This window comes from Rahnella sp. BCC 1045 (genome assembly GCF_019049615.1).
Classification (GTDB): Bacteria; Pseudomonadota; Gammaproteobacteria; order Enterobacterales; family Enterobacteriaceae; genus Rahnella; species Rahnella contaminans.
The window spans coordinates 1-3398 of sequence record NZ_JAFMOZ010000055.1 but is presented as its reverse complement, the minus strand read 5'-3'; the positions used below and the strand labels follow the sequence as shown (position 1 = coordinate 3398).

The window sequence follows — 3398 nt, the reverse complement described above, 5'->3', positions numbered from 1 at the left end:
TTTCCATAGTTAGAAATCAATGGCTTATTTGAACTTCTATAAAAAATGATTAATTCATGCTGATACTTTTAAATGTTTTTAATTATGAATTACAAATAATCCCCATCAGGATGATTTCTATTTTTTCGTCATTTTTCGGCGATAGGGGAATTATTGATTATGAATTTTCATTGGCATTTTACCAATCTATTAATGAATAGCTTCTTATCGGAGTGAGTGTGAATAACAAAATAAATTCAAAACTTAAACCAACAGTTGTCGCATTGCGAAACACCATTTACAGCGCAGCGATTTTACCCATTGCAGCCTATGCGACCATTGTTGTCCCCCCTGGTAACCCGGAGTATGTCCAATATACCAGCACTGGCATTACCCCGCCGCCTCAGGGTGTTACAGGTCAGAACGGGCAAGACGGGGGCGCAGCCAGCGATTATTCCGTCGAACTGCAAAGTCCGGTACAGACGATTTCAGGAGGTGGAACGTCACCGGCTTTAGTTTATTTATCCAGTACAGGCGGGAGTGGCAGCGGCGGCGGCGCTTCAGAGGCCGACCTGAACCACAACGGGCCTCTCGGGGGGGACGGGGCAGTGGGGGGCGACCTGTCCGCAATTTTCGATGCACCCGTTTCTTCCAGCCCTGTAACGGATTTGCAGAACGGGCTTTACCCGGCAGTTTATCTAAACAGTCAGGGTGGAAGTGGGGGATACGGTGCGGACCAGCTCAGTGATCAGGGGAACGGCGGGATAGGTGGTCTGGGTGCGGATGGCGGTACCCTGCTGTTTACGGTCGCGGGGAATCCGTCCTATCCCTCTGCTTTAAACTTTATCTCCGGCGACACTGCAGCTGTTTGGCTTACCTCCACAGGCGGAAACGGCGGAAGCAGCGGTGCTAGTAAATCTGAAGGAGGCTCTTCTGAGGTAACCGGACGAGCTGGAAATAATGCCGGAGACGGTGGTGGTATTACCGTTAATACTGCCGGGTATATAGACGGCACAAATGGCTCCGGTATTGTAGCGCTAAGCCAGGGGGGGGACGGCGGCACGGGTGGAAAGGCTTCAGGTAGCGGTGCAGCGGTCACGGGGGCTAACGGGGGATATGCCGGGAACGGCGGAAACATCAATATTATCGTTTCAGGCGGAAATGTCACGGCGAATAGTTCAGCCACTCCACAGACAGGTGAAAGTCAACAGTTCGACAGCTCCACCAATCCGGAACTGAAAATTATGCTTGACACGACCGTCACAGGTGCCGGGATCATGGCCACCAGCCAGGGAGGAGTGGGGGGGAGTGCAGGAATGATCAATGGTTTTGTTACCCATGGAGCTAACGGAGCTAAGGGTGGTAAAGGAGGCCAGGTATCTATATCCCTTGAAGGCTCGAGCGTTGATGCTCTGGGGAACACTGTACTTAGTACTGTCGGCTATAACACCTTTGGCGCAATGGCATTGTCAATAGGCGGGGACGGCGGGAATGGTAATTCAGGTAATGGTGTGTTCTTTAGCAGCGGGGGAAACGGTGGCTCTGGCGGTGATGCTGGCGAGGCTATTATTAAAGTCAGTAATGACACTTCTGTTCCGTACGCTTTTATAAGCACAAGCGGCGATCACTCTGATGCTCTTGTTGCTATGAGCGTAGGCGGCGGCGGCGGCGTTTCCGGTAACCTCTCGGATAACACTGGCGCGGAGGCGTTCTCTGCCTATATCGGTGCAGTGGGCGGTGTTGGCGGGGATGGAAATGATGCGTTGATTTCCAATGGTTATTACGACAATCCGCCTTCAGACGGCAGTCAGGCTGCTTTTCATCCAGGTGATGTTATAACGACAACAGGTACTGCATCCCGCGGTATGATCGCCCAGAGCGTCGGGGGTGGAGGTGGGCTTGGCGGCGATGCCATCAATACAGCCATCGGCGCAAGTATAGCCATTGGTGGTTTCGGCGGCGCTGGCGGAGACGGCGGGTTAGCACGTGTGGCTAATTTTGGTCTCATCAGCACTAAAGGACTGCATTCCGACGGGATATTAGCCCAGAGCGTTGGCGGCGGCGGCGGGATTGGCGGTGGAGCCATGTCGAGGGATATCAGTGCTCAGATAGGTGTTTCTTTAGCCATCGGAGGTAATGGTGGCGAGGGCGGAAATGCAGATGAAGCAGATGCTTATAATCTGGGGCAGATCCAGACATATGGCGGCAACGCCCACGCTATCTTTGCTCAGGCTGTTGGCGGCGGGGGTGGGACCGGCGGAACATCCATGGCTGAGAATTACACAACCAGTATGCCTGACGAACCCAGTCTGACAGTGACCACCTCCATCGGCGGTAAAGGTGGTGTGGGCGGAGACGGTGGGGTCGTCCAGGTAGTAAATGATGGTCTGTTACAAACGCAGGGACAGGATGCATACGGTGTTTTTGCAGAAAGCGTAGGTGGTGGTGGTGGCTATGGCGGCGATGCCTCATCCACAAGTATGGCTTACCAGCAATCGAAATTTACCATTGGTACGACTATCGGAGGTGATGGTGCCGCCGGTGGTAAAGGAGGGAGCGTCAGTGTCTGGAATAGTGGGCTTATTGATACTTCAGGGGCAAAATCTATTGGGGTATTCGCGCAAAGTGTCGGAGGTGGCGGTGGGGCCGGGGGATCCGGGACAGCTGATCAGGGCGGAGTCTATCAGGCGGGGGGGTACAGTTTACAACTTACCACTACCATCGGTGGGCGAGGGGGAGCTGCCGGAAACGGGGGAGACGTGGTGGTTAATAACTACATTAATTCGACTACGGGAGATCCGGGCAATTACTCCAATACGGAACTCTTTTCTAACCGCGATTTGACAGGTATTGGAGCCATACTAACTGCGGGAGATATGGCAGCCGGTATCCAGGCTCAGTCCGTGGGCGGTGGTGGCGGGAACGGCGGTGATTCCACTGGTAAGGGTAGCAACGGTCAGATAAATGCCAACGTTGCTATTGGTGGAGCCGGTGGCGCTGCGGGGGATGGCGGCAACGTAACGGTTCATAATGGAACAGGTGTTATTGTCACTTATGGTGCCCAGTCCTACGGTATCATTGCTCAGTCCGTGGGTGGTGGTGGTGGCACTGGAGGCAATGCCACGACGGGGTCGGGGGATGATCCTGAATACCTGTACCCGAAACAGGTGACATCGATTATTGCAAACAAGGATGGCGTGGATCCTAGTTCATTTACACCCGTTACGGATTATCTCTGGGACTGGAAAGACAATATCAAAGGCGCCTGGGATGATAAAAACCGTCTGGAAGAATTAGCTCAGATTAACGCGCTTAATTCTGTCCCTTCTAAACCAAACTACTTAGGAGTTAAAGCCACTGATTTGACTGTGGATGTCGGTGCCGGGTTTGGGGGAAATGGGGGGGCAACAGGTAAGGGG

At 53.1% G+C, this 3398-nt stretch carries 1 protein-coding gene; it reads left to right on the top strand.

The window, feature by feature from the left end; translation table 11 throughout:
- Positions 1-218 precede the first annotated feature (218 nt).
- Positions 219-3398, top strand: a 3180-nt coding sequence (locus J1782_RS00365) for a hypothetical protein (RefSeq protein WP_217151918.1), incomplete at its 3' end; no start/stop codon positions are given.